Annotated in this window: 17 protein-coding genes; 9 read left to right on the plus strand and 8 right to left on the minus strand. The window is 46.6% G+C overall.

Translation table 11 applies throughout. From position 1 onward, the window contains the following. Window positions 1-160 precede the first annotated feature (160 nt). The 5 genes from cobA to NFI81_RS07910 are packed head-to-tail and all read left to right on the plus strand — an operon-like array spanning window position 161 to window position 8,696. Window positions 161-919 carry a uroporphyrinogen-III C-methyltransferase gene (gene cobA / locus NFI81_RS07890; protein ID WP_234613055.1) on the plus strand — a complete coding sequence of 253 codons (759 nt, stop codon included), beginning with the start codon at window positions 161-163 and terminating at the stop codon, window positions 917-919. Window positions 920-951: 32 nt separating this feature from the next. Next, entirely contained in the window at window positions 952-2,310 is a 1,359-nt protein-coding gene (locus tag NFI81_RS07895; RefSeq protein ID WP_234613053.1) for an alginate export family protein, read from the plus strand. Window positions 2,311-2,348: 38 nt separating this feature from the next. Next, window positions 2,349-3,656, plus strand: a complete 1,308-nt coding sequence (locus NFI81_RS07900) for an MFS transporter (RefSeq protein WP_234613051.1) — start codon at window positions 2,349-2,351, stop codon at window positions 3,654-3,656. A 47-nt stretch (window positions 3,657-3,703) separates the two neighbouring features. Further along, on the plus strand, window positions 3,704-7,222 hold the full coding sequence (locus tag NFI81_RS07905) for a nitrate reductase (protein WP_234613050.1): 3,519 nt from the start codon (window positions 3,704-3,706) through the stop codon (window positions 7,220-7,222). A gap of 4 nt (window positions 7,223-7,226) precedes the next feature. Further along, window positions 7,227-8,696 carry a rubredoxin gene (locus NFI81_RS07910; RefSeq protein WP_234613049.1) on the plus strand — a complete coding sequence of 490 codons (1,470 nt, stop codon included), beginning with the start codon at window positions 7,227-7,229 and terminating at the stop codon, window positions 8,694-8,696. Window positions 8,697-8,756: 60 nt separating this feature from the next. On the opposite strand, the gene NFI81_RS07915 is transcribed toward NFI81_RS07910, so the two are convergent. Then, window positions 8,757-10,073 carry a voltage-gated chloride channel family protein gene (locus tag NFI81_RS07915; protein ID WP_234613048.1) on the minus strand — a complete coding sequence of 439 codons (1,317 nt, stop codon included), beginning with the start codon at window positions 10,071-10,073 and terminating at the stop codon, window positions 8,757-8,759. A gap of 144 nt (window positions 10,074-10,217) precedes the next feature. Between NFI81_RS07915 and NFI81_RS07920 the strand changes: the two genes are divergently transcribed. The 3 genes from NFI81_RS07920 to NFI81_RS07930 all read left to right on the plus strand — a co-directional run bounded on the left by NFI81_RS07920 (window position 10,218) and on the right by NFI81_RS07930 (window position 11,433). Next, the gene (locus tag NFI81_RS07920; RefSeq protein WP_234613047.1) at window positions 10,218-10,595 is read left to right on the plus strand and encodes a nuclear transport factor 2 family protein; all 378 of its coding nucleotides are present in this window, start codon (window positions 10,218-10,220) and stop codon (window positions 10,593-10,595) included. 152 nt (window positions 10,596-10,747) lie between these two features. Next, a complete protein-coding gene (locus NFI81_RS07925; protein WP_234613046.1) occupies window positions 10,748-11,041 on the plus strand; it encodes a type II toxin-antitoxin system HigB family toxin in 294 nt (97 codons plus the stop codon). Window positions 11,042-11,061: 20 nt separating this feature from the next. Beyond that, window positions 11,062-11,433, plus strand: coding sequence for a helix-turn-helix domain-containing protein (locus tag NFI81_RS07930; protein ID WP_234613045.1), 372 nt, complete (start codon window positions 11,062-11,064; stop codon window positions 11,431-11,433). Here NFI81_RS07930 and NFI81_RS07935 read toward each other — a convergent pair whose 3' ends face one another. Genes NFI81_RS07935 through mnmH form a run of 4 tightly spaced genes read right to left on the minus strand, consistent with a single transcriptional unit; the run spans window position 11,434 to window position 14,575 of the window. After that, window positions 11,434-11,946 carry a TlpA family protein disulfide reductase gene (locus tag NFI81_RS07935; RefSeq protein WP_234613044.1) on the minus strand — a complete coding sequence of 171 codons (513 nt, stop codon included), beginning with the start codon at window positions 11,944-11,946 and terminating at the stop codon, window positions 11,434-11,436. 43 nt (window positions 11,947-11,989) lie between these two features. After that, complete coding sequence (locus tag NFI81_RS07940; RefSeq protein WP_234613043.1) at window positions 11,990-12,430, minus strand: rhodanese-like domain-containing protein; 441 nt, start codon at window positions 12,428-12,430, stop codon at window positions 11,990-11,992. 53 nt (window positions 12,431-12,483) lie between these two features. Continuing rightward, window positions 12,484-13,524, minus strand: a complete 1,041-nt coding sequence (gene selD / locus NFI81_RS07945; protein ID WP_234613042.1) for a selenide, water dikinase SelD — start codon at window positions 13,522-13,524, stop codon at window positions 12,484-12,486. Window positions 13,525-13,531: 7 nt separating this feature from the next. Continuing rightward, a complete protein-coding gene (gene mnmH / locus NFI81_RS07950; protein WP_234613041.1) occupies window positions 13,532-14,575 on the minus strand; it encodes a tRNA 2-selenouridine(34) synthase MnmH in 1,044 nt (347 codons plus the stop codon). Between the two features lie 56 nt (window positions 14,576-14,631). Between mnmH and NFI81_RS07955 the strand changes: the two genes are divergently transcribed. After that, window positions 14,632-15,432, plus strand: coding sequence for a TspO/MBR family protein (locus NFI81_RS07955; RefSeq protein WP_234613040.1), 801 nt, complete (start codon window positions 14,632-14,634; stop codon window positions 15,430-15,432). On the opposite strand, the gene NFI81_RS07960 is transcribed toward NFI81_RS07955, so the two are convergent. From NFI81_RS07960 to fbp, 3 genes are all read right to left on the minus strand, one after another. After that, complete coding sequence (locus tag NFI81_RS07960) at window positions 15,425-16,582, minus strand: acyltransferase family protein (protein ID WP_234613039.1); 1,158 nt, start codon at window positions 16,580-16,582, stop codon at window positions 15,425-15,427. The two genes, NFI81_RS07955 and NFI81_RS07960, sit on opposite strands and share 8 nt — an antisense overlap. A 52-nt stretch (window positions 16,583-16,634) precedes the next feature. Continuing rightward, a complete protein-coding gene (locus NFI81_RS07965; RefSeq protein ID WP_234613038.1) occupies window positions 16,635-20,477 on the minus strand; it encodes a hybrid sensor histidine kinase/response regulator in 3,843 nt (1,280 codons plus the stop codon). 139 nt (window positions 20,478-20,616) lie between these two features. Continuing rightward, window positions 20,617-21,612 carry a class 1 fructose-bisphosphatase gene (gene fbp, locus NFI81_RS07970; RefSeq protein WP_234613037.1) on the minus strand — a complete coding sequence of 332 codons (996 nt, stop codon included), beginning with the start codon at window positions 21,610-21,612 and terminating at the stop codon, window positions 20,617-20,619. Window positions 21,613-21,651: the final 39 nt, after the last annotated feature.

Below are 21,651 nucleotides of genomic sequence, written 5' to 3' on the forward strand. Positions count from 1 at the left end.
CTAATTTTATATTTGTGTTTATACCCAAAATGAAACATAAATATTGGCAAAAGCATTGTTTTGTAAAATATTGCTTATAATTTTGAACCAATAAATAGTATAGTTACAAAATACTATATATAGTACATTTCCAACATTCACTCTATTACATATATAAGAGATGGAAGCAAAACTGACACTTGTGGGCGCCGGACCGGGCGATGGAGAATTGATCACGCTGAAAGGAATCAGGGCGATTAAAGAAGCGGATGTGATCCTATATGATGAGCTGGCCAATGTGGAGTTCCTGGATTTCGCTCCGGCCTACGCTTTGAAAATGTATGTTGGAAAAAAAGTGGGTAACCCATCTTTCTCGCAAGACGAGATCAACGGCCTTATCGTACGCCTGGCCCGCAAGCGTGGTCACGTGGTGAGACTTAAAGGCGGCGACTCATTTGTATTCGGTCGCGGACATGAGGAAATGGAATATGCAAGAGATCATGGCATAGCCTGCGAAGTGGTTCCCGGCGTTTCGAGCTGCATCGCGGTTCCCGCGTCCATGGAAATCCCAGTGACGCGCCGCGGCGTGAGCGAAAGCTTCTGGGTTATTACAGGCACCACGCAAAATGGCGAATTGTCGGAAGACCTGCGATTAGCCGCCCAGTCGAAAGCGACGGTGATCGTTTTGATGGGATTGAGCAAAGTGAATGAGATATGTGCGCTATACAAACACTTTGGGCGCGGACATTTGCCCATGGCCGTGATCCAGAACGGCACGCGCCCCGACGAAAAAAGCGTGATGGGACAGGTTTGGGAAATTCCCCGCCTTGTGAAAGAAAATAACATGGGCACGCCCGCCATCATGATCATGGGCGAAGTGGTGGCTTTACATCCGTCCTACGCGATGGAATATTTGCAAAGCATGCAATTGGTTTCCTGAAAATTCTGGCTTACTCAACCAATCTATACATCATGAAAACAAATTTTTACCTCCTTTTGCTGTTTACCGCAGGTTTCTGCCTGCTCGGTTCGCTGAATGTTAATGCACAATTCAGCCTTTCGGGCCAGTTACGTACGCGCTCGGAATTGCTGCACGGACAAGGTTCGCCATTGTCTAAAACGGATAAACCTGCGTTTTTCACCTCCCAGAGAACAAGGTTTAATGCAGGTTACAAAGGTTATAGAACGCAATTTTTCATTGCAGTTCAGGATGTTAGGGTGTGGGGACAAGATGCTTCAACCAATAACCGCATTACCAACCCGGCGCTGAATGGGCTAATGTTGCATGAGGCCTGGGGCGAAATCAGTTTGCTGGATACAAACCAGACCAACCTGGGAAAAGAATTTGCATTAAAGATCGGGCGGCAGGAATTGCTTTATGATGATAGCCGATTACTGGGAAACCTGGATTGGCTGCAGCAAGCACGCCGTCACGATGCAGCATTACTGAAATACGGACTCAATGGCTTTACTGCACACATTGGAATTGCGTATAACCAAAACCGTGAGCTCAGAACCGGCACCTTATATGATGGCGTTCCGAATGGTTATGCAGCCGGGACAAATGGCATTGGTACGATGTATAAATCGATGCAGTTCGCTTATTTGGGTAAAAAACTAAAACAGGGAAATGTCTCATTTCTAATTCTGAAAGACGATTTCCAGAAATATGCGGTCGATTCCGTAGGTGTAAGAACAGTGAAAAACGGCACAAACAAGCGCGTGACATTCGGGCCGTATTTACAAACAAAACTAGGAAAATCTTGGAATTTAACGGCGAGCGCGTACTATCAGGCAGGCAAAGATAAAGATGGCAAATCGCTGAATGCTTACATGTATTCGGTGCGTGGAATGTATGGAATGAGCAAAGTTTTTTCTATCGGGCCGGGCTTTGATTATACTTCAGGGACTAGCAACGGTTCTGGCAAAAACAGCACCTTTGATCCGCTTTACGGCACACCGCACAAGTTTTGGGGTCAAATGGACTACTTCTACGCAGCCAATGGTTTCGGTAAAGGCGGCCTGGCGGATTTTTATGTCAACAGCGTGATCAAAGCCTCCGAAAAACTGTCCATAGCCGTTGACTTACACCAGTTTTCAAGCGCAGCCAACATTCGCAATGCGAAAGACGAGAAGCTTTCAGCCAATTTCGGAGAAGAGCTGGACATCATTGCGACTTATAATCTGACCAAAACCATCAGCTTCCAGGGCGGTTACTGCACATTCCTGCCGACCAACAGTCTGGCACAAGTGAAGGCCGTGAAAGACCCGCAGAAAATGGCCAATTGGGCTTATCTGATGATCAATATCAAGCCTGAATTTTTGAAATAAGCATTTCCAAAAATAACCTATCATAACTCCTATTAACTATGGAAACGACCAACAAGCCGCTTGAAAAGTTGAATATTTTCAGTTTCAAAGGCGTACAAATGCGCACTTTCCACCTCACGTGGATGGCCTTTTTCCTCTGCTTTTTCGGCTGGTTCGGACTGGCGCCTTTGATGACCGTTATAAAGACAGATTTAGGTTTAACCAAAAGTCAGATCGGTAACATTATCATCGCATCCGTTGCCGCAACCGTTGTAGCGCGCATTGCAATTGGTAAATTGTGCGACACCTGGGGACCAAGAAAAACCTACGCAGCATTGATGGGCATTTGCTCCATTCCGGTGATGAGCGTTGGTCTGGTGCATTCCTATGAAGGTTTTTTGCTCTTTCGTCTCGCTATCGGCGTGATCGGCGCGTCATTTGTGATCACGCAATATCACACTTCGGTGATGTTCGACAAAAAGATCGTGGGAACGGCCAATGCGGTGGCTGGCGGCTGGGGAAATCTGGGCGGAGGAATCACAAACATGGTTATGCCATTGGTTTTTGCAGGATTTGTGGGAATGGGTTATTTGCCTGAATCGGCATGGAGAATCGCGATGGTGATCCCTGGCGTGTTCTTGTTCATTTTCGCATTTGTCTATTATTGCTTTACCAAAGACACCCCCGCCGGAAACTTTGAGGACTTGGAAATAACTAATCCAAAGGCAGTTAAGACAAAAGGAACATTGGCCATAGCCATGAAAGATCCAAGAACCTGGGGACTTTTCCTGGCCTATGGAGCATGTTTTGGCATAGAAATCACTTTTGATAATGTGGCCGCGCTTTACTTTTTTGAAAACTTCGAAACATCGCTTGCTACTGCCGGAATTTTGGCGGGTGCCTTCGGTTTTATGAACATTTTCGCAAGAGCCGTCGGTGGCATTGTGGCAGACAAAGTAGGTAACAAATATGGCATGATCGGCAAAGGAAAGCTGCTGGCGCTCTTGCTGGCTTGTGAAGGAATCGGTATTGCATTGTTTGCGCAGAGCGGAAGCATTGTTGCGGCGGTGGTTACGATGCTTTGTTTCGCCATGTTTTTGAAAATGGCCAATGGCGTTACTTATGCGATTGTGCCTTTTATCAATCAGAAAGCGATCGGTTCTGTGAGTGGCATTGTGGGCGCGGGTGGTAATGTTGGGGCGGTTCTAGCAGGGTTTTTATTCAAATCCAGCGAAATCTCCTACTCGCAAGCCTTCATGTACATAGGCGTCGCGATCGCCTGCATCGCAGCTGTTGTTGCATTGATCAATTTTGACAAAACCAGAAGCGTGATTACCGAAGGAGCGCTGGAACCGGCCGAAGCGTAAAAGAGCAGCGACACATTTTTCCACTCCGTAATCTGCTAATTATCACCATGAAAACATTCAAATCAACTTGCTGTTACTGCGGCGTAGGCTGCGGGGTTGTGGTCACGAAAGAGGGGAACGGGCAACTGAGCTTGGAGGGTGATAAGGAGCATCCTTCGAACAAGGGCATGTTGTGCTCCAAGGGCATGAACCTGCATTATACGGTAATGGACCAGTCGGACCGGCTGCTTTACCCGCAAATGCGGCTCAACCGTTCGATGCCCATGCAGCGCGTGAGCTGGGACGATGCTTTGGAGCGGACAGCAGCGGTTTTTAAGACATTGATCAAGAAATTCGGACCTGATTCTGTGGCATTTTATGTCTCAGGTCAGTGCCTTACGGAGGAATATTATCTGGTTAACAAGCTCATTAAGGGCTTTATTGGCTCTAACAACATTGATACTAACTCGCGGCTGTGCATGAGCTCGGCCGTGGTGGGATACAAGCTGGCACTGGGCGAGGACAGCGTGCCGGTTTGCTACGACGACATCGAGGCGGCCGACGTTATTTTTGTGACCGGTGCAAATCCAGCCTGGTGCCATCCGATCATCTGGCGTCGCGTGGAAGCGCATAAGGAGGCGAATCCAAATGTCAAAATTATCTGCGTCGACCCCCGAAAAACGGACACTTCGCGCTCATCAGACTTGCATTTGCAGATCGCGCCGGGAACCGACATTGTGCTGAATAATGCCATTGGAAGGATTTTAATTGAGAGAAATTACATTGACCAGGACTTCATTGCCAATCATACGGACGGCTTTTCGGACTTCAAGGAAAAAGTAATGCAGCGCACCATCGACGAAGCCGCCGAACTTTGCGGAATCAATGCGGATGACATTTACACAGCCGCAGAATGGATCGGCCGGTCGGAAGGATTTTTATCTTTCTGGACGATGGGGCTGAACCAGTCGGTGATCGGGGTGAATAAAAATTTGTCGCTTATCAACCTTCATTTGATCACGGGAAAAATTGGCAAACCCGGAAACGGACCATTTTCATTGACCGGGCAGCCTAATGCCATGGGCGGCCGCGAAACGGGCGGATTAGCAAACATTCTCCCCGGCCACCGCGAAGTAGTCAATGCGGAGCATCGTGCCGAAATGGAGCAATTTTGGAACACACCGGTGAAAATCGCCAACAAGCCTGGCTTAACCGCCACGGAAATGTTCGAAGCGCTGGCAGATGACAAGCTGAAAGCAATCTGGATTATTAATACAAATCCGCTGGTGAGCATGCCGGACATTAATGTTGCCGAAGCCGCGCTGAACAAGTCGCGGTTTGTGGTGGTTCAGGACGTTTCCAATCGAGCTGATACGGTGAAATTTGCGGATGTGGTGCTTCCAGCGGCGGCCTGGCTGGAAAAAGAAGGAACGATGACCAATGCAGAAAGGCGCATCACGCATTTGCCCAAGGCTGTGGACGCACCAGGAGAAGCATTGCCGGACGCGGAAATCATCTGGCGCTTTGCAGAAAAAATGGGCTTCGGCGATTCATTTAATTACAAAAACACTTCCGAAGTTTACGACGAATACACCCAATGCACAGCTGGAACAACCATTGACGTAACCGGCGTCAATTACCAGCTTTTAAAAAACAACAGAAGCGTTCAATGGCCGCTAACCACGTCTTTTGAGAACAATATATTGCCTGTTACAGGCACCAAAAGGCTTTTCACAGATCATGAGTTTTATACCAAAAACAAAAGAGCCCAAATCCACGCAGTAAACGACGAAAACACTTCTGAGCCCGTTGATGAAGATTTCCCTCTGGTTTTAACCACCGGCCGCATTCGCGATCAGTGGCATACGATGACCAAAACGGGCCGTGTCGCAAAACTGAACCAACACACACCACAACCTTTTTTACAAATTCACCCAGAAGACGCGAAATCGCGCAACATCAAAGAAGGACAATTGGCCGTGATCAAAAGCCGCCGCGGAGAAGTTCGGGTGAAGGTTAACATTACAGAAGATGTTCGGCCTGGGCTTTGCTTTCTGCCCATGCACTGGGGTAAAATCCTGGGCAGCAACCTCGGTCGCGCGAATAATCTGACCAATAATCTGGTTGACCCCAAATCCAAAGAACCCGACTTCAAATTCTCCGCAGTGGAGGTTTCTTTATATAAAAAACCGGTTGAAAAGATCATCATCATCGGCGCAGGCTCGGCTGGGCTTGGTTTCATCAACTCATATCGTGCTTTAAATCAAGATGATGAAATTCATGTTTTCTCAAAGGAAATATATCCGTTCTATAACCGGGTAATGCTTCCGGATTATATTAGCGGCGCCCAGCATTGGGAGCAACTTGTGAAGTTGCGCGAGGATCAGTTTGAGGAAAACAACATTATCGTTCACAAAGGCACTTCCATTGTCCATATTGATAGAAACAACAAAACGGTTGTCGACAGCAACGGCCAGGAACACGCTTACGATAAACTGATTCTGGGTATGGGCAGCAAAGCTTTTATGCCCAAAGGCGTTCCCGATCTGCCGGGCATTTTCAATATGCGCTCGCGCTTGGATGCGGATTCGCTGCTGCCATTTTTGAAACAGCCTGAGCCGCACGCGGTGATTGTTGGTGGTGGCATTCTGGGTCTCGAACTGGCGGCTTCTTTCCGGGAAATGAATGTAAAAGTAAGCGTTATCCAGCGCAGCGGCCGTTTTATGGAGCGTCAGCTCGATCCGCTTGCTAGTGAATTGCTGTATCAGGAGTTGATGGATCGGGGGATTGAAACTTACTTTAATGATGAAGTTGCGACATTCAGCGGTCAGGAAAAAGTGGAAGGAATTCGCTTGAAATCGGGCCGGAAGATCCAGTGCGATGTGGTGGTTTTGGCCATTGGAACGGTGCCTGTGATCGAGCTTGCGCAACATGCCGGACTCGATTGCAAGCGTGGCGTTTTGGTGAATGATTATTTGCAAACTTCTGACCCTGACATTTACGCGGCGGGCGAAATTGCGGAATGGAACGGACAAATGTGGGGCATTACGCTGGCTGCCGAACAACAGGCGGAAGTGATTGCTAAATACATGGCGGGCGACATTTCGCAGCCTTATAAAGGCAGCACGTCAATGAACATTCTGAAAATGGAAGGTTTACAGCTTTGCAGCATCGGCCTCACGGACGTTCCGAACAACGATCCGGCTTACGAGCAGATTGTTTTTATAGATAAATCAAAGCGCTATTATAAGAAATGCATTGTTCACCGCGACAAGCTCGTGGGAGCGATTTTGATCGGGGATAAAAATGAGTTTTTGGAATACAAAGATCTGATATCCAATTCAATAGAACTTTCAGAAAAGCGTTTGCAATTGCTGCGGGCCAGCCAGAAAGTGGAGCCTTTGGAGGGAAAATTGGTGTGCTCCTGCAACAATGTAGGTCGGGGAAATTTGGAACGTGCGATTGCAGGCGGATGCACTGATTTTCAGACGTTATGCCAGCGTACTGGCGCGGGAACCGGCTGCGGTTCATGCCGGCCGGAAGTGAGAAGTATTTTGGAAAAAGCAGCGGAAGCAACCTTAGTTTAGCGCCATGAGAGACTATTATAATGTAAAAATAAATCTCCCGGGCGGCATTGCATCGCCGGGTTATCTCAAAGATATCTTGACCGCCGCCTGGAATGCGAATGTGCGCAAAGTGCGCTTCGGGTCGCGGCAGCAATTGCTGTTGTCGGTGTTTTATGAGGACATGCGCTTTTTGGAAAAAGACCTGAAAAAAAGTGGCATTTTCTACGAAATGAATACAGACCGCCAGCCGAACATTGTGAGTTCTTACTGCGGAGAGGAAGTTTTCAGGACGGGACAATGGCTGAATGCGAACGAATATCATTCCGTGCTGGACACATTTGATTATGACCCCGCATTGAAGATCAACATTTCGGATTCTAACCAGAGTTTTACACCATTTTTCACGGGTAATCTGAACTTCATTTCTTCGCCTGAGCCCCATTTCTGGTATTTGTATGTGCGTAACAAACAGACGAATACGGTTTACAAATGGAATGATCTGGTTTACACGAATGAGATCGGGCGGCTTGCGAAAGTGATTGAGGATTGCATGCTTTCGGGTGATTGCTACGGAGAGGAAAGCTTGTATAAAGCTGTGCAGAAAACGATCCGTTATGTTTCACAACCGGCTTTGCAAGATCTCGAATTGCCTTCATTCACGCTTCCATATTATGAGGGTTTCAACCGTTATGAGTCCAGGACCTGGCTCGGTTTGTATCGTCGGGATGAGCAATTCCCCATTGAATTTCTGCTCGATGTCTGCGCATTGTGTCTCAAAACCCGGATCGGGGAAATCTGCATTACGCCTTGGAAATCCTTGGTTATTAAGGGAATAGAAGATCAATATCGTGTAGATTGGAGCAATATTCTGGGCAAACATAACATTAACGTGCGTCATGCGGCGAATGAACTTGCCTGGCAAACAGAGGACCATAACGAGGACGGCGCCAGTTTAAAAAATGATTTAATCCATTATTTTGATAAACATGATATGCGCACTTTCGGACTTTGTTTTGGCATACAAACCAAGGCGAAATCGGAAGTCTTTGGAAGCGTTTTAATTAAAAAGCGGCCATTGTTGCAGATGGGCGAGTTGACCATGTTCCACGTTTACGACATTTATTACACCGAAAACTTCAATCCGAATAGCCGAACCCAGTTGCTTTTTGAGAAAGGTTTATATAAAATTCATGTTGCCGCGCAGCTCGAAAAACTTTGCAGGAGATTTAATAACCAGCGTTCGAGGGAAAATTTCAAAGTGGCATCACAAGAAGCCGAGGAGCCGAAAATGGCAATCAAAATCATCGACCTCATTTACCAATGTCCTGATTGCCTGACCGTTTACGATCCGGAATATGGTGATGCAACTCAAAACATTGCCCCGGGGACTACATTTGACGATTTGCCCGAAACCTACTGCTGTGCATTGTGTGATGCCGGCAAAGCAGTAATGATCGCCACCGAATTAAATAAACCAGCATTATCAGAATCCTGACACGATGGAAACAGCTGATATCAAACCCTTACCATTGATGTGATTGACTCACCCCATTCTCTAATGCCTCTTTCTGATCTCGTCTCGTAGGTCTGAAAGCCTTTTTCCCACTTGTCGGCCATACAGCAAATGCTTGGGCTGCCCTACCAATTGCGAGCCGTAAATCCCACGATGACCTGAGAAAAAATATGCGACTACGCATGCCAGCGCGACATACACGCCGCAAGAAGCCCCGAAAAGTTCGATGGCCATGATTGTGCACGCAAGCGGGGTGTTTGCCGCGCCGGCGAAAACGGCGACAAAGCCCATTCCGGCCAGTAAGGCGGTAGGCAAAGGAATAAAATAAGAAAGAAAGCTCCCTAAGGTGGCCCCGATGAAAAAAAGTGGCGTCACTTCCCCGCCTTTGAATGCCGCGCCGAGTGTTACCGCGGTGAAAAGGATTTTTAATGCAAAATCATACGCCGGTAACTGTTGAGAAAACGACTCTACAATCACTGGAATGCCTAATCCGATATAACGCGTGCTTCCCATCCCGAAAACCGCCAGGGCAACAATCGCACCACCGACAACTGGTCTCAAAGGCGGAAAGCGTATTTTATCTTTAAAAATAACTCCAAAATGATGGGTTAGCGAGGCAAATAACACGGAACAAATTCCAAAAATGCCACCTGCCAAAATAGCGTATAGCACATTCAGCGGCGAAATTTCCGGCACAAAAGGAATGTGGTAAGGCGTATGCCCCACCGCCCACGCCCTCGTGGTCATATCCGCTACGACGGAAGCGATAAATGCAGGGATCAACGCATCGTACCGCAACCTGCCGATCAGAAAAACCTCAATGCCAAATATCGCCCCGGCGAGTGGCGTCCCGAAAACGGACCCGAAACCCGCTGCTATGCCTGCGATGATAACCAATTTTCTATCGCGGGGACGGAGCTTGAAAAGGCGGGTAAACTGGTCGGCAATGGAGCCGCCGATTTGTAAGGCTGTCCCTTCCCTGCCAGCCGAACCGCCGAATAAATGCGTTGCTATGGTGCCGATCAGAATAAAAGGAGCCATTTTAAATGGAATGATGGCGGAAGGCCGGTTGATGTTTTCGAGCAACAGATTGTTTCCGGCCTCTACGTCTTTTCCCCAAAAATGATACATGCAGCCAATCACAAAACCGGCAACCGGCAGCAGTGCAATGATCCAGCGATGCGATTCACGCCAGTTGGTCGCCCAATCGAGTGAAACCAGGAAAAACGCAGACGCCGAGCCGACGAGCACACCGATCAGACTGGCGATGACCAGCCATTTGCCCGTATAAAAAATAATAGGGAAGCTCCGGAATAGCGGGACGAAATTTCTGGGGATGCGAATGCGGTTACTTGACATTTTTGGCCGGGAAACACCATTTTTGGATTGGCATCAAAGTTATACGTTTTGTTTTGGAATGTTAGAATGACCAGCGCACTGGTGCATTGAATAAGGGGGATTTATTATATTTATGGCTTCCGGGTCAACTTTAATCGTCTAGCTATGAAAGATCGCGAAATAATTATTTCAAACTATGTAACCGCTTACAACAATTTCGATGTAGACGGAATGATTGCGGATTTTGATGACAACATTGTATTTGAAAATATGGTGAATGACGAAGTTACTATGGAGTTGAATGGCATAGAAGAGTTCCGTAACCAGGCTATGCAGGCCATTGACCTTTTCTCGTCCCGCCAGCAGACCATTAACAAATTCATCCACAACGAAAACTGGTCGGAGATTGAGATCGAATATTACGCTGTTTTGGCAGCTGATTTGCCCAATGACCTGAAAAAAGGCGACGAACTTAACACGACAGGCAAGTCCGTATTTGAATTTTCAGAGAATAAGATTGTTCGGTTGACGGATATCAGTTGAATGGATGGCATTACATATGCAATGATTCGCGGTCAGGGCTTCGACAACCAAAAAAATTATATGGAAAAAGTTGGTATTTAGCCAACTTTTTGTACTTTTGATTTATCAACATGTTCCATCTATTGTAAAATAAAATCAACTAAATATGGAACATGATTATCATTCAATTACGCAAAATATCCGATTTCGCCCGGAAGCATTCTGATTCCGGAAAAAGCTTGTCTGTTTGGAAGACTGTTGTTGTGGAAGCGAATTGGCGAAAAAGCAATGACGTTTTGCAGGACTTTCCAAGAGCTAAAATACTCGCTAACAAACGAGCCAGATTTAAGATTGTCGGTAACAAATATCGGCTTATCGTAGAAGTAGACTATGAAGATCAGGTCGTTGAGGTAAGATTTATAGGGACACATTCTGAATATGATCAGATCAATGCGGAAACAGTTTAACATCAAATACACAACTATTTATGAAAACACAATGGTTTTTAATCGAGAATGAAAGCGATTATGCGCTTGCGCTTGCTCGTTATCAAAAAGTAAAGAATGCCCCGAAAAATAGTGATGAGCATAAGGAAAAGCTCTTGCTCGTTCATCTGATTTCTGAGTATGAAAGGATTGGCGCCAATTTACCTGAGGTTGATCCGATTGAATTGATCAAGATCCGAATGGATGACTTCGGTTATAAATCAGCTGATCTGGCGAAGGAATACGGGGACAAGGGAACCGTTAGTAAGGTTTTGAATTACAAACAAGCACTTTCGTTAACCATGATTCGGAAGTTCAGTAGACTGCTGCGCATTCCCGTGGAGGCATTGACGCACGAATATGAGCTGCGCTGATCATTCTGCCAATTCCGCTGCCACTGCGTCTTCCAGCTTCTTGCCATGCAAGTTGATCCCTACGATCGTTCCTTCTTTATCCAATAATACATTGAAAGGCAATGCGTCGATTTCGTAGGTTTTGGCGACAGGGGATGTCCAGAATTTCAGGTCGCTTACCTGTATCCATTTGATATTATACTTTTTTACAGCTGCTTGCCAGGCTGGCTTTTTGCTGTCCAGGGAGACGCCATATATTTCGAATTTCTTCTCAGCGTTCCTGGATTTATTAAACTGATTGTAAAACTTTTTGAGCTCCGGCTGCTCCTCCATGCACGGCGCACACCAGCTTGCCCAGAAATCGACCAAAACTACTTTTCCCTTCTGGGAAGAAAGTGTGATAGCATCCCCTGCTAGTGAGGAAAGAACTATCTCCGGCGCCTTCTCTCCAACCTTAATTATACGCTCCTGCGCGGCAGCATTCAACCCAGCCAGCAAGCCCAAACCAAAAACCAATCTCCTAAATACCAACATTATATAAATCATTCAGTCATTCAACGCAGCGGCGCCCGCTCATTCACTCATTAACAGGATACCCCGGATCGATCCAGTTTGTTTTAATATTTTTGGGCACGTCAAGCAGTTTGGCTTTGGCAAAACCCTTTTCTTTGATCAAACTGAAAGCGGGACGAATGTTCGGGCATTTATCAAAGGGGCAGCATCCACAATAAAGCACCACTTCTCTGTTCTTGTCTTCCTTGGAAAGCATTTTTTCCAACTTCTTAATATTATCCTTTTCCTTACCCGGTCCCACATCCACCGAACCCTTGATCACCGCCTGAGGGCCAATGTTAATGATCAATGGCTTCTCAACCTTCGGATTGTTGATAATGTCGGCCAGTTCTTTGGTCGGCATGAGCTGGGATGCTGTCCAGGGCTCTTCCTTAGTCTGTGCCTGGCTGCTCAGCGACAGCAGCATAAAGGAAAAGAGCAGTAAAAAATGTTTGATGTTTTTCATTATAATTTAAAATTTTATTGGTTCAAAAATTCATTGGCAAGCCCTTTTGCATTTTACCGCACTGTGATCAGCGGTCCGTCGAGCTGAGGTTCCAGCCAGCCGAAAGATATTAAGTTATTGCCCAAAATAGCCATAGACCTTTCAAAATCTGACGCGTGCTCCTCACTCACTGCAACGAGCAAACCGCCGCTCGTCTGCGGATCCGCAAGAATATATTTTTGGAGATCAGTCAGCGGCCCGACCTTGTGTCCGTAACTCGCGAGATTTCTCTGCGTGCCTCCCGGAAAACATTGCTGCTCAAGATAGTAAGACAACGAGTCGATGACGGGCACCTTTTCAAATTCAATGATGGCCGACAATCCGCTTCCCTCGCACATTTCTGAAAGGTGACCCAACAACCCAAAACCAGTGACGTCTGTCATGGCTTCCACGCCGTCCATCCGTGCGAATGTTTCGCCGAGAATATTGAGTTTCACCATACTATTCAAGGCGATTTCGGCATCTTCCGGCAATAGTATTCCTTTTTTCTGTGCCGTCGAAAGTATTCCTACGCCCAGCGCTTTGGTCAGATATAACCGGCAGCCTGCCTTGGCGGTGGAGTTTTGTTTTAAATGTTCAATGCTGACCAACCCACTGACAGCCAGTCCGAAAACCGGTTCGGGACAATCAATGCTATGGCCTCCTGCTAATGTTATTCCTGCTTCCGCGCAAGTTGCCCGCGAACCTTCGAGCACTCTTTGTGCCACTTCGGGGGCAAGCTTGTCGATCGGCCAGCCGAGGATGGCGATGGCCAGCACAGGATTTCCGCCCATGGCATACACGTCGCTGATTGCATTGGCAGACGCAATCCGGCCAAAGTCGTACGCGTCATCAACAATGGGCATAAAAAAATCAGTTGTCGAAATGAGCGCGGTTCCGTTTCCAAGATCGAGAACGGCCGCATCGTCGCGCTTGTCGTTCCCTACGAGTAAGCGAGGATCGGCTTGTGAAACGACCGGACTGTGCAGGATTTTGTCCAAAATGGCGGGGCTGATCTTGCAGCCGCAGCCGGCCCCGTGCGAGTATTGCGTTAGTTTTACAGTTGTTGTATCCATTGTGATGCTACGCCTGCGCAGTGGCCGGAATAGTGTTGGTAAAATTTAAAATTTGCTTTGCATTTTCAGCAGTTTCCTGGCTTATTATATCTATCCTAAGCACCTTTTCCCCGCTCCTTTTGGCCATATCCTTTTGATAGGTTTTATCATAATAAACGAGCACGATGCGAATAAATTCCGCTATACGCCCCTCATTGATAGCCTCGATGGCTTGCTTCGTCTGCAAAGGTCCGAGCCGTTTGTGAATGCGGTTGGTGCAGGCGGTTAAAAAATCTTTGTCCAGTGAGCCGTATTCCAATATTAATGCTCCTACGCGCTGTTCCAGCTCCACATGGATATCAATCAGCGACGCCCTTGCCATTTGATTAAAAAAAGGCGTTGGAATCGTCACTTTGCCAATATTCCTGCTTTCATCCTCAACCCATAAGCGCTTTGCTCGATTTATATCTTTTAATTGAAAGGCCAGATTGTTTTCGAACTGTTCCTGTGAGGGCTGGATCATTTTGTTCATTGTGCCGTAGGACGAGCCCTGGTGCTGCGCAAGATCTTCCAGATCAATCACTTGCTCGCCCAGTAACGCCAGTTCATGCAGAATTTTTGTCTTGCCCGATCCCGTCCTTCCGCCCAATATCAGCAGCTCCATCGGTTGTAAAAACTGATTCAGCGCAAATCGCCTGAAACTTTTATAACCGCCCTCGATGAGGTAAACTTCAAAACCATAAAGATTTAACGCCCAAGCCATTGCTCCGCTGCGCATCCCACCGCGCCAGCAATGCACGGCGATTTTTTTTCCCGGTGCAACTTCCAAAGCATGCTTGATAAATCCCGACCATTTGGACCCTGTAAGGTCAAATCCCAACAGGATCGCCTCCTCTCTCCCCACCTGCTTGTATGTTGTCCCTACCAAAACCCGCTCTTCATTGCTGAACAACGGCAGATTAAATGCGCCGGGAATATGGCCGTGCGCAAACTCGGCCGGAGTACGAACATCGGCGAGCGGAACACTTTCCGATAACAGAAAAAATTCGTTGATCGATATTGTTCTGATCATATTGGCACAGGCTTTGCTTGTTTCTGTCTTATCTAATAAAAATCAGTTCTTCCATCATGACAAAGACATTGCAAATAGCGAATATACTGGCATTAATTGTGACAGTAGTTATGAATTACCTGTCCAACACGGGTATTTTCAATGACAATACAATGGCCACAGTTTCGGCCGAATACCAAAATTTCTTTACGCCCTCCGGCTATGCATTCTCCATTTGGGGCATTATTTATATTGGCTTGGCCGCATTTGCGATTTACCAGAGCAAGGGATTATTCAATGATAAAAAAGCGCCGGAACTTGTTGGCAAAATCGGATGGCTCTTTGTCATTTCATGCATTGCGAATTGTCTCTGGATCATTGCGTGGCTTTACGATTACACCGGCGCATCCGTGCTGATCATGACCGTTTTACTTGCCTCATTACTAGGAATCGTGATCAGGACGCGTATGGAAATGGATTTGATCACCATGAAAAAGATAGCTTTTGAATGGTGGCCTTTTGCATTATATCTGGGCTGGATCACGGTTGCGCTCATCGCAAATGTGGCTGCATATCTGACAAAAATCGGCTGGGACGGATTTGGAATTTCCGCAAACGTGTGGACGATCATTATGATTGGTGTTGCCGGGTTTGTCCAGCTTTTCCTGACCTGGAACCGCAACTTACGTGAAGCTGCAATGGTTGGGGCATGGGGACTTGCAGCCGTGGCCGTCGCGAACTGGGAAGCGCATAAGGACATTGCTTTCACAGCAGTGGCAGTGGTTGCGGTGATCCTGATCAGCAATGGTGTTCACGCTTATGTGAACAGGGGTAAGCATTATCTGATCCAAAAAAATGGCACAACAATGGCTAAATAACCTGATTCACGCCCGGGATCTTAACTACAATATGCCCCAGCAAAAAGCTAAAAACGATCCCGAAAGGTGCAACCAATAGCAATTTAACTGCCGGATCTACGGGCCAGGTCCTCAGCAAAAGCGAAAGCACAATGAGCACCAGGGGATGCAGAATGTAAACGGCGAAGGCGCAGCGTGACATTTTACTGAGAAATACGTTGGGGGTGTTTAATCTTTTTTTGCCGTACGCAAGCAGCGTAACCATGATGCACACGCCCGCGATCTGTTCCCAAAATGCATAGAACGCTGCTTCACCATGCAGCCCGCCGCTGAACCATTCAAGTGGATTATCAAAAATGATTTTGATCGCATAAATCATCGGAAAACCAATAAAGATCATACATAACGCTATGGTCTTTACCGTTTTATAATGATCCGCATTCAGCTGATCCAGCCATTTACTCTCCGCGGCAGCAATGCCGACCATAAATACAGCAATGTATTGGGGAAAGTGGCCCAGCTGAAACCCGACAGGTTCTAACTCCCAGCCCACCGGAAAGCCCAGCCGCACAATAAAACTAACAACGCCCAGAGTCACTCCAAAACGCAGAATGTTTTTCGTCGCTGGCATCGGCCATATATCCGGCGCAGATTTCGCAATATATTTCCAGGCAACATAAATAAGGCTGAAAAGAAGCAAAGCCACAACGAACCACAAAACGCCCACGCTGATCCAGGCGTCGTAACCTGACAAAAATTGCACGAATGTAATGTAATGCTCCCCCGCGAAATAGTAAACCAGGTAGTTCATCACCGGTGCCAGAATGAAGGAGTAAAACAATAATGGGATCCCAAGTCTGAAAAAACGATCCTTGATAAAAACAACGGCACCTTTCTTTCGATACGATGCCGGGATGAACAAAGCGGACAGAAAAAAGAAAAAGCCCATAAAAAAGGACTGGTTCACCGCTACGAACATGGTCATAACCATTGTAGCGCCCATTACGGTCGTTTTTTCTGAATAATACCATCCTCCCGGTGCACCGTAAGTGACAAATGCATGATGCGCGATCACGAGTGCCGTTAGCAGCACTTTCAGGTAATCGATATAGACAATTTTGCTTTTTGGGTGATCGGGAATGAGGGCAGCTGGCGGCGTTGAGAGAGACATTTTTTCATGGTTATGGCTAAAACTCTAAGATACAAAAAGCTTGTGGAAAATGTCAGATCTGCGTATTCACCTGCAATTGATGAATCTTTTGATATGCTCTTTTAAGCACTTCCTTAATCACTTCCAGCTTCATAGGCTTCGCCATATAATCATCCATGCCGTTGTTAAGGCAATTGTTACGGTCTTCGGTCATGGCATTGGCTGTTAATGCAACAATGTAAGGTAATGTGCTGTGGTCTTTCCGGATCAACTTGGTTGCCTCCAAACCATCCATAATAGGCATTTGCAAATCCATAAGAATCACATCATACATTGTTATGGCTAGTTTTTCAATGGCTTGTAAGCCATTTTCAGCCATAGCAATCTCATAACCAAGCTTTTTAAGTACATAATCGATAAACTTCTGATTGACCAGATTGTCTTCAGCAACCAATATTTTGAGCGGAAATTCGGACGAGAATTCGGTTTCTAACATTCGCTTTTCAGGTTCTGATTTGGGAGAAAGGTCTTGTTGATGCGCTAATTTCGCATTCTTTTCGGTATATCCAGTCGTAATATAAAAGTGAAAGGATGACCCTTTTCCATACTCGCTTTCTACGCGGATTGAACCGTTCATGAGCCGGATCAGTCGCTCGCAGATAACGAGGCCAAGTCCGGTGCCGCCGTACATTCGGTTGACAGACGAATCTACCTGCGAAAATGGTTTGAACAAATTATTCAAATTTTCTTGCTTAATGCCGATCCCAGTGTCTCTGACCGTAAAACCGACATCAATTTCGCCATATTCGGCCGGTGTATAAGGATAAACATGCACGTAAACTTCCCCGCTGCTCGTGAATTTAATCGCATTATTGATCAGGTTTGTCAGGATTTGTTTCAGCCTCGAACTGTCGCCGACCAGATAATCCGGGAGGCCGGGTTCAATGTGGTAGCGCAGGTCAATGTGTTGTTTTGAGGCCTGCAAAGAAAACAGGTCCATGATTTCTTCAAGGGTCAGGCGCAGCTCGAATTCGTGTGCTTCAAGATCAATTTTGCCCGATTCTATTTTTGAAAAATCCAGAATATCGTTGATCACATTCACGAGTGTTTCTCCGCAGGCCGCAATTGTTTTGGTATAATCCTGCTGTTCCTCTGTCAATTCCGTTTCCGAAAGCAAAGCGGTCATGCCAATAACGCCATTCATCGGCGTCCTGATCTCATGGCTCATCGTGGCCAGAAAAATGCTCTTTGCCTGGTTAGCCCGCTCCGCTTCATCCCGCGCAATTTGCGCCTGTGCATGTTGTTCGTACAACTCCTCGGTCTGCACGCGCAGCTCCTCCGATTGTGATTGTAACTCTTCATTCAACGCGTGCAAATGGTCCGACTGCGCGTGCAGTTCCTCAGCTTGTTTCTGCACGGTCGCGGTGCGTTCTTCCACCAGTTTTTCCAGGTTCGCCTTTTGTCTGATAATGGTGTTAACCCGATACCGATATACCAGATAAATGGTGCATGCTGCAACGAAAACCGACAACATCCTGAACCACCAGGTTGCCCAGAATGGCGGAGTAACAATAATGTTCAGGTTGGTTTGTCCTGTGATCCATGCTCCTGAAATGTTCTGCGCCTTAACCTTGAACACATAGTTTCCGGGCGGCAGATTGGTGTAAATGGCGGTGTTGTCATCACCCACATAGTTCCAGTTATTATCAAAACCTTCCAACAAATAGGCGTAGCTTTTTTGAAAAGAAGTAAAATCGAGCGCTGCGAAAGTCAGCGAGATAAAGGACTGATCGTGCGAAAGCGTAATGGTTTGGGTTTGGGAAATTTCACGGGGCAAAACGAGTGCGTAGCCGTCCGGATCTGCATCTGCCTCGTCGCGATTAAAGACTTTGAAACTGGTCATGACAATGGGATAGGGACCGGTTTCCCCGCTGATCTGTCTTGGATTAATTTTATTAAACCCATTTACCCCGCCAAAATACAATGTGCCGTCACCGTCTTTATAGGCCGATTTTTGTTTAAATTCCCTCGCTTGAAGGCCATGTTCAACCGTGTAATTCTGAAATTTTTCCAACTTCGGGTCAAATCGCGAAAGTCCGCTTACCGTACTGATCCAGAGCATGCCCATATCATCCTCAATCACCGCTTCGGTAACATTATTGACCAATCCCTCCTTAGTTGTGTATTTTTTAAATTTCCCGGTCTGAGGGTCAAACCGGGTGAGGCCACGCAAAGTTGAAAGCCACAAAATGCCGTTTTTATCTTCCGCCATGCAATTGATCGCGCTATTGAAAACGCGCTCGCTTTCACTCACCCGAAACCTTGTAAATGTGTCGGTTACAGGATCATAGCGATTCAGCTGGCCTTCGTCGGTGCCTATCCATAAGTTACCCTTGCGGTCTGTCAGAAAGCAGTTGATGGTGTTGTCAGAAAGTGTTTTGGGATTGGCAACATCGCTCAAATAATGCTTGAAGCGCTTCGTTTCCGGATCATAAGCATCCAGCCCCTCGCCATAAGTGCTTATCCATATCTTGCTGTCGGGTGTCCTCGCTATTGCATATACATTATTGGAATACAAAGTGTTAACATTGTTTTCCTGATGTTTTAAAACAGTAAAGCGCTTTGTTTCCGGGTCAAAAATATTCAATCCATTTCCCCAGGTTCCGATCCAAAGTTTGTCTTCATGATCGGGAACGATGGCCAGAATGTAGTCGCCCGAAATACCCGATTTTTGCTGGCGGAAAGTGCTGAATTTCTGCGTTTTCCTATCCATTAAATTCAACCCGCCGCCATCCGTCCCGATCCAGAGGTTCCGGTCCTTATCTTCAAAAAAACAAAGCACGAAATCATTTGAAAGACTGTTTACGGACGAATTGTGCTGATAGTGTATGAAGCTGTTATTGCTTTTATAAATGCTCAATCCGGCGCTGTAAATGCCCAGCCAGAGATTATTTTGCCGGTCTTTATAAATATAGTCCACCGAATTTCCAGCCACGCTGCTTCTGTCCACTTCATCATGGACATAGGAACTGAAAGTCCAGTTTTGGGTATCCAGAATATTCAGTCCTCCGTTTTCTGTCCCGATCCAGATCTCGCCCAGGTTCTCGTTAATGCTCGTAATGTTGTTGTTGGAAAGCGACGCGGGATCTTTTGGATCGTTTTTGAATTGCCGAAATGTGCCATTACCAGGCTGATAAAGATTAAGCCCGGCGCCATATGTGCCTACCCAAACCCGGTTTTTACTATCCTGAAAAACAGCACGCACATCATTACCTGACAGGCTTTCCTCCCGGCCGTCGGATACAAATCTGCGGAATGATCCTGTTTTTCTGTCCAGCAAGCTTACTCCTCGCGCTGTGCCGGCCCAAATGTTGTTCTGCGCGTCACAAAAAACGGTGTTGACATTGTTTTCTGTCAGGCTCGTCTCGTCTTGTTCGTCTGCTTTATAATGTTTTATTAAAGTCCTGCTCACCGGGTCGAAAACGTCCAGCCCGCCGGTCGTGGCGATCCAGAGTTTTTCATTTTTATCAAGGACAATCTTATTAACATAAGCACCGGAAATGGTTTTCGGATCATTTTCAATAACGGTATATTTGGAAAAAACACCCTTATCAGGATCAAAGACATTAACGCCGCCGCCGCTGGTTGCAATCCAGATATTGCCTGATTTGTCTTCCGCCAACGCGGTCACAAAATCGTTGCTGATGCTGTTTTTGTCCTTCTCTTCATTTTTGAAAATTTTGAATTCATGACCGTCATAGCGGTGCAAGCCGCCGTTCGTACCAATCCAGATAAAGCCTTTTCTATCCTGCATTACGCAGTTGACGTTGTTGTTCAAAAGGCCGTTTTCAGCAGAAAGGTGTCGGAAGTGTAGTGGTTTGGTTTGCGGGAAGACGGGTGATGCAATAAACTGCATCAAAATGAGGTAGATACAACAGTAAAAGTTTAACTTCATTAGGCCGAAGACGTAAAACTACTTTGTCAATTTTTGTAGAAATATACATCTAAAATATCATTTTCCGACGAAAATCATCAGCCTTGTTATGATAGCATTGTTAGGATCGCATCACTTCATCCACCATGGTCGAAGAACCCAGATAAATGGGTGAACGCTGGTGAAAGGAAGTGGGCAGGATGTCGAGAATGGCTCCGAAACCATCGATGGCTTTCCCGCCGGATTTTTCAGCAATAAATGCCAGCGGATAGCATTCATACAAGAGCCTGAGCTTGCCTTCGGGCGTTTTTTTGGTGGATGGATAAAGGTAAACGCCGCCCCGGAGCAGGTTGCGATGGAAGTCTGCAACCAGTGAACCAATGTATCGGGCGGTGCAGGATTTTTCTTTGCATTTGGTCAGATAGTTCTGCACAAACGCTGGGTAATCATTGATATAACCATCATTAACGGAGTAAATTGTGCCGTTCTGAGGTGAGCAGATGTTTTTGTGTGATAATATAAACTCACCTAACGAATGATCGTAAGTGAAGCCGTTCACACCGTCGCCGGTGGAATATACGAGCATTGTGGACGAACCATATAAAATGTAACCGGCCGCGACCTGCTTGCGTCCTCCTTGCAGAAAATCTTCTTTGGTTGCAGGTCCGTCAATGGGTGAAACGCGTCTGTAAATAGAGAAAATCGTTCCGATGGAAACATTGACATCAATGTTGGACGAGCCGTCAAGCGGATCCATGGCCACCACATATTTACCGTGATCATTGCCGGTGTGAATAATGTCTTCGTCCTCTTCGGACAGGATCGCACACACTTCGCCCCCGTTTTTCAATGCCCTTATAAACCGGATATTAGCGATAATGTCCAGTTTCTGCTGATTTTCGCCCTGCACATTGTCCGTTCCGTTCCCGCCCGCGATGTCCACGAGACCCGCGCGGTTTATTTCCCGGTTAATGATCTTACCGGCCAGCGCGATATCCCGCAGCAATTGTGAAAGCTCACCCGTTGCGTAAGGAAATGCACTTTGGCTTAACATAATGAAACGATCGAGCGTCACGCCCACGGGCAACGCAAGTTCCTGAGCAGTTTTTGGACTCATAGCATGATGAATAGTAGATGGACTAATGTTGAGAACTTA

It is taken from the genome of Dyadobacter fanqingshengii (assembly GCF_023822005.2).
Taxonomy (GTDB): Bacteria; Bacteroidota; Bacteroidia; order Cytophagales; family Spirosomataceae; genus Dyadobacter; species Dyadobacter fanqingshengii.